This window comes from Oryzihumus sp. (genome assembly GCF_054325275.1).
Genome location: NZ_JBTCWL010000121.1, coordinates 1 through 5,275 on the forward strand (window position 1 = coordinate 1; position 5,275 = coordinate 5,275).

The 5,275-nt window shown below is 72.8% G+C and carries 6 protein-coding genes and 1 pseudogene; 3 read left to right on the forward strand and 4 right to left on the reverse strand.

The window, feature by feature from the left end; genetic code table 11:
* Positions 1-16: 16 nt before the first annotated feature.
* Positions 17-1,594 (reverse strand): phytoene desaturase family protein, encoded by a 1,578-nt coding sequence (locus ACXVGS_RS18680; RefSeq protein WP_458537364.1) that lies wholly within the window; start codon positions 1,592-1,594, stop codon positions 17-19.
* 134 nt (positions 1,595-1,728) lie between these two features.
* On the opposite strand from ACXVGS_RS18680, the gene ACXVGS_RS18685 reads away from it, so the two are divergent.
* The gene (locus ACXVGS_RS18685; RefSeq protein WP_458537365.1) at positions 1,729-2,709 is read left to right on the forward strand and encodes a pirin family protein; all 981 of its coding nucleotides are present in this window, start codon (positions 1,729-1,731) and stop codon (positions 2,707-2,709) included.
* A 67-nt stretch (positions 2,710-2,776) separates the two neighbouring features.
* Entirely contained in the window at positions 2,777-3,136 is a 360-nt protein-coding gene (locus ACXVGS_RS18690) for a hypothetical protein (RefSeq protein ID WP_458537366.1), read from the forward strand.
* A 4-nt stretch (positions 3,137-3,140) separates the two neighbouring features.
* On the opposite strand, the gene ACXVGS_RS18695 is transcribed toward ACXVGS_RS18690, so the two are convergent.
* From ACXVGS_RS18695 to ACXVGS_RS18705, 3 genes and pseudogenes are all read right to left on the reverse strand, one after another.
* Positions 3,141-3,389 carry a hypothetical protein gene (locus ACXVGS_RS18695; protein WP_458537367.1) on the reverse strand — a complete coding sequence of 83 codons (249 nt, stop codon included), beginning with the start codon at positions 3,387-3,389 and terminating at the stop codon, positions 3,141-3,143.
* A gap of 183 nt (positions 3,390-3,572) precedes the next feature.
* The gene (locus ACXVGS_RS18700; protein WP_458537369.1) at positions 3,573-3,707 is read right to left on the reverse strand and encodes an alpha/beta fold hydrolase; all 135 of its coding nucleotides are present in this window, start codon (positions 3,705-3,707) and stop codon (positions 3,573-3,575) included.
* A gap of 190 nt (positions 3,708-3,897) precedes the next feature.
* A pseudogene (locus ACXVGS_RS18705) lies at positions 3,898-4,197 on the reverse strand (alpha/beta fold hydrolase); the annotation flags it as partial.
* A gap of 131 nt (positions 4,198-4,328) precedes the next feature.
* Between ACXVGS_RS18705 and ACXVGS_RS18710 the strand changes: the two are divergent.
* A partial coding sequence (locus ACXVGS_RS18710) for a wax ester/triacylglycerol synthase domain-containing protein (RefSeq protein WP_458537368.1) occupies positions 4,329-5,275 on the forward strand: 947 nt, incomplete at its 3' end.

Here is a 5,275-nt window from a genome sequence, read left to right on the forward strand (position 1 = left end):
GGGCGACGGTCACTCTTCAGCGCTGGGCGCGCGCCTCCAGCACGGCCTGCGCGGCGTTGTGGCCGCCGATGCCGCTGACCGCGCCGCCCCGGCGGGCGCCGGAGCCACAGAGCAGGATGTTCTCGACCTCGGTGCTGACGCCCCAGCGCTGGGCCGGGGTCTCCATCCGGGCCCGGTTCGGTGCCCACGGCCAGGACAGGTCGCCGTGGAAGATGTGACCGCCCGGCATCGCCAGCGCCTCGTCGACGTCCTGCGGGGCCTTGGCCTCCAGGCACGGCTTGCCGTCGGCGTCGGTGACCAGCAGCGACTCGATCGGCTCCTCGAGGTGCTCGTTGATCGCGTCGAGCGCCCGCTCGACGGCCAGGTCGCGGGTCTCCTCGAGGTCGTCCTCGAACAGCCGGGCCGGGGTGTGCACCCCGAAGTAGGTCAGCGTGTGGGCGCCCTTGGCCGCCAGCGGCCCCAGGATCGAGGGGTCGGTGAGCGAGTGGCAGTAGAGCTCGCCGGGCTGCACGCCGGGCAGCGAGCCGCTGGCCGCGTCGGTGTACGCCTTCTGGAGCTGGCTGTAGTCCTCGGCGACGTGGAAGGTGCCGGCGAAGGCCTGCTTGGCGCTGGCGCCGGACTTCAGCCGGGGCAGCCGCTCGACCAGCAGGTTGACCTTGAGCTGGGAGCCCTCGGGACGGTCGCCGGGCTCCTCGCCGAGCAGCACCTGGAGCACCCACGGCGCGACGTTGGCAAGCACGAAGTCGCACTCGACCGAGCGCCAGCCCTCGCCGTCGTGCCAGGTCACCGTCGCGGAGGTGCCGTCGGACTCGATGCTGCTGACCCCCGCGCCGGTGACGACGGTGGCGCCGGCGTTGCGAGCCGCGACCGCGAGCGCGTCGGTGACCGCGCCCATGCCGCCGACCGGCACCCGCCACTCGCCGGTGCCGTTGCCGATCAGGTGGTAGAGGAAGCAGGCGTTCTGGACGAGCGACTCGTCGGTGAGGTCGGCGAAGGTGCCGATCAGTGCGTCGGTGGCGACCACGCCGCGCACGGTGTCGTCGCGGAAGCGGTCCTCGATCACGTGGCCGATGGGCTGCTCGACCAGGTAGTCCCAGACCGACGGGTCGACCATGGCCTGGATGTCCCGGCCGGTGCGCAGCGGCTCCAGCAGGGTCGGCGCGACGGTCTCGGCGAAGCCCGCCACCTCGCCGTAGAACGCCCTCCAGGCGTCGTACTCCGCGTCGGAGCCGGTGAGGGCGCGGAAGGACTCGGCGGTGAGCTGCCCCTCGGGCCGTTCGACCAGCAGGCCGGTGTGCCGGCCGTTGCGGACGACGGGGGTGTAGGACGCGGTGACGCGGGAGCGCAGCTCGAGGTCGAGCTCGAGGTCGGAGATGATCTGCTGCGGCAGCAGGGAGACCAGGTAGGAGTAGCGCGACAGCCTCGCGGGCATGCCCGCGAAGGCCTGCGTGCTCACGGCCGCGCCGCCGGTGTGGGGGAGCCGCTCGAGCACCAGTGTCGACACACCGGCCTTCGCGAGGTACGCCGCCGCGACGAGGCCGTTGTGGCCACCGCCCACGATGACGACTTCGTACTTGTCGTTGAGGGAAGTCACGCTGAAACGCTACCCGCAACCGGCCGCGCTCGGGCACTTGCCCGCGTCCGCGCGCCCTCGCCTGGTGGAATGTTTAACCTTCAACTACTGTTGCAGGTGGCACCATCGTTCGTCGGAACTCCGAGGAGGCCCCCATGCCCGCCGTCACCGTTGACGACCTGACCGTCCTGCCCCGCCTGGCCACGCCCGGCCTCGGCGACACCGTGCGCCCCGTGGTCTCGGTGACCTCCGCGCCGCAGGGCTACGAGGGGGAGGGGTTCCCGGTACGTCGTGCCTTCGCCGGTGTGGACCTCGCGCAGCTCGACCCGTTCGTGCACCTCGACCAGATGGGCGAGGTGGAGTACGCGCCGGGCGAGCCCAAGGGCACCCCGTGGCACCCGCACCGCGGTTTCGAGACCGTGACCTACATGATCGACGGCGTCATGGACCACCAGGACAGCCAGGGCGGCGGCGGCTCGATCACCAACGGCGACACCCAGTGGATGACCGCGGGCTCGGGCCTGCTGCACATCGAGACGCCGCCGGAGTGGCTGGTCGCCAAGGGCGGCCTCTTCCACGGCCTCCAGCTGTGGGTGAACCTGCCTCGCGACCAGAAGTGGGCGCAGCCGCGCTACCAGGACCTGCGCTCCAGCCAGCTCGGTCTGGTCGCCACCGCCGACGCCGGTGCGCTGGTGCGCATCATCGCCGGGGAGGTGGGCGGTCAGTCCGGTCCCGGTTCCACGCACACGCCGATGGCGATGCTGCACGCGACGCTGGCGCCGGGCGCCCGGCTCGACGTGCCGTGGCGCGCGGACTTCAACGCGCTCGTCTACGTGCTGTCGGGCAACGGCCACGTCGGCCTCGACCAGCGCCCGCTGAAGACCGGCCAGCTCGCGGTGCTCGGTGCGGGCGACTTCGTCACCCTCGGGGCGGACGCCCGGCAGGAGGGCCGGCACCCGTCGATGGAGGTGGTCGTGCTCGGCGGCCGCCCGATCCGGGAGCCGGTCGCCTGGGCCGGTCCATTCGTCATGAACACCAAGGCCGAGGTGATGGCCGCCTTCGAGGACTTCCAGAAGGGCCGGATGGGCCAGATCCCGGCCGTCCACGGCGCCCCGACGGACCTCGTCGAGGGCTGAGCCGGTCGCGCCGGGCCCACCCGCGCCGGCGGCATAACCCCGGCCGCGGGCGAGTCGTTGAGCGGGCATGGACACCCGGACACCGCGCCTGCGCCGACTGCTGCGGCGCGCCTTCGTCGTCCCGGCGGTCCTGTTCGTGCTCGCCAGCGCCTACGTCACGGTGGTGGCGCTGCGCCCCGACGCCCAGGCCGCGGAGGTGACCCGGGCCGGTGTCCGCCAGGACGCGGCGCTCTGGCCGGCGTCCTGGTCGCGCCGGTTCCCCGGCTGTGTGGCGGTGGTGCTGTGGCCGCGCGCCGAGGCGCCGAAGGCGGTGCTGCTGCGCGACGGGTCGGGCAACGTCGCGGCGATGACCGTGCGGGACGCGGGGATGCGGCTGCGGCTCGCCGGTCCCGACGACCAGGTGCGGCTCGTCGGGATCTGTCGCTGAGCTGTCAGGCGGCGTGCGACGTGGTCAGCCGCTTCGCCAGGCGCTGGAGGCCCGAGGGCTGCGGCGCGCCGCGACGGATCGGCAGCAGGTGGGTCTTGCCCTCGCGCTCGGCGAGCAGCTGGATGGCCTCGCGGTCGTAGGCCCGCGCCAGCTCCTCGGCGCGCTCGAGGTCGTTCTCGGCGAGCGCGAGGTTGATGGCGGCGATGAAGGAGTCGTGCAGGGCGTCGACGTCCTGGTACAGCGTGCGTGTCATGCGGGTCTCCCTTGATGGAGTGCTTGACCTCCAGTGTTGCAAGCCGATTGGAACGATCCAATGGCTGGCCGGATGATGTCCGCCACAGGCGCCGGGCGGCTCAGATCCGACGTGGAACACCAGCACGTCGGCCATTGCCGGCGCGACGCCTCAGCCACCCACCTGCGCGCCCCGGACGCAGGGCTACGGGGTCCGGCGCAGGAAGTCGACCAGGAACCTCGCCGTCTCGGTGGGATGGGTGGCGGCGAGCAGGTGACCGGCTCCGGTCACCGTGGTGTCCTCGGCACGAGGCAACAGCTGCAGGATGCGCGCGCGCATCTCCGCGAACCACGGACCACTCTCGCTGCCGCCGACGTACAGGACCGGGCACCGCACGGTCGCGGCGTCCTCGGCCCCGAAGTCCCAGGGGAGGAGCGCTGGTGGCCAGGAAGTCCGGGGTGCTGGCGACGCCCTTCGGTGGGGGCTCCATCACCGAGAGGGTGCGGACGGCGTGGGGCCAGGACGAGGCGAGGGTGAGCGCGACGGCGGCGCTGTAGCTCGCTCCGACGACATGAGCCGGTACGACGTCCAGTGCGTCCATCAGTGCCCGGCAGTCTGCGGCCTCGGAGGCAACGGAGACCGGGCTGAGCAACGGCCCGCTGCCGGCGTACCCGCGGCGGTGGTAGTGGATCACCCGGTAGCCCGCGAGCGCCGTTCGCTCGGCCAACGGCCGCAGCTCGTCTGCGGTGAGAGCGGTCTGGATGACCACCACGGGATGGCCGGTCCCCAGCACCTCGAGCTCGAGGTCCACGTCGCCGCCCGTGACCATCCTCAGACGACCCACCTCGCCATCTTCACCACGGAGGTGCGCCCGGGCAATGGTGACGTTCGCCCCTGCCGCGGCGGCTCGCGCCGACCGACCATGGATCGAGGAGCGGCGACGGCACGAGTGAGCGGACCATGGGCGAACGGCAGCGGTTGGGCGTGCAGGACGCCTTGTGGCTGGAGATGGACAAGCCGGGCAACCTGATGGTCGTCGACAGCCTGTTCTGGACGGCAACCCCCGTCGACTGGGATCGCTGGCGCGAGGCGGCGAGGCAACGGCTCTGGAACCGCTACCTCGCCTTCCGCAGCGTGGTCGTCCGCGGGACGGACGGCGCCTGGTACTGGGAGGAGCAGCCCGATGCCGACCTCGCGGCGCGCTACGAGCAGGTGGTGCTGCCGGCACCCGGCGGCGACACCGAGCTGCAGGACCTGATCGCCTCGGAGCGGACGCGACCGCTCGACCGGAGCGAGCCGCTGTGGCGGGCGGTCCTCGTGGACGGCTACCACGGCGGCAGTGCCGTGCTGTTCCGCGGACACCACGCGATCGCCGACGGCATCCGGATGGTCCAGCTCGCGTTGAGCTTCTTCGACGTCGACGCGGACGGGCCGTCCGGCCGCACCCGGGCCGCGCGCAAGCGCACGCCGTCCCGTTCTCTGTCGCCCGCACCGGTCCAGGCGGCGTTGGACGGCCGACCTGCACTGACGAGCCAGGTGCTGTCGCTGGCCGGGACCGTGGCGGGCAGGTCCGTGCAGCTCGCCCGGGGCGCCGTCACCAACCCGGTCGGCGCCGCCAACAGCGTGCTGACGTTGTCCGAGTCGCTGGTGGGCGCGGTCGGTTCACGGGCGCGGTCGGTGGTGGCCGGCGGGGGCGGCCCGGGCGGGCTGACCACCTGGCTCGCCGCCGTCCCGGGCGACGTCGACACCGCCCGCAAGCTCGTCCTCGGCACGCGCAACGACACCACCCGCTGGACCGGCCGGGTGGGGGAGCACAAGGCGGTGGCCTGGTCGCCGCCGCTGTCCCTCGACGACGTGAAGGCCGTGGCCCACGCTCACGGCGCCACCGTGAACGACGTGCTGGTGAC